The following is a 432-nucleotide window of genomic DNA, read 5'->3' as shown; positions in this document are numbered from 1 at the left end:
GGGCCGCCAAGACGCATCGTGCGGCCAGTGCGATAATAGAGGAACTCATGGACAAGTACATCTGCGACATATGCGGCTACATCTACGACCCAGCTGTGGGCGATCCCGACGGCGGCATCACTGCGGGAACTGCCTTCGAGGACATCCCCGAAGACTGGGTTTGCCCCGTATGCGGCGTTGGCAAGGACGACTTCTCGCTGTACACGGAATAGCGCCGCACTTCCACCCCTGTCAAGCGCAAAGCCTCGCCACCGTTCAGACGGCTCAGCCACCGGAGCGCCGATCATCCAAGCACCTCAGCTGATCGGCGCTCCTTGCATTCAAGCGCCTTGCTTTCTGGCAAGTTTTCCAAAGTTTGCGACACGTTCGTTGCAAAGCAGGCTTCAGAAACTCTTTTCCAAAGGCAAATCCTGGTGTTTCGCCCTTCTTGCG

1 protein-coding gene is annotated in these 432 nt (G+C 57.9%); it reads left to right on the top strand.

All coding sequences use genetic code 11. From position 1 onward, the window contains the following. Window positions 1–47: 47 nt before the first annotated feature. On the top strand, window positions 48–212 hold the full coding sequence (gene rd, locus NE591_RS12525) for a rubredoxin (RefSeq protein ID WP_117284884.1): 165 nt from the start codon (window positions 48–50) through the stop codon (window positions 210–212). The last annotated feature ends 220 nt before the right edge of the window (window positions 213–432 follow it).

It is taken from the genome of Adlercreutzia sp. DFI.6.23, assembly GCF_024462535.1.
GTDB lineage: Bacteria > Actinomycetota > Coriobacteriia > Coriobacteriales > Eggerthellaceae > Adlercreutzia > Adlercreutzia rubneri.
The sequence above is the reverse complement of the archived record's forward strand: the minus strand, read 5'-3'. Positions and strand labels throughout refer to the sequence as shown.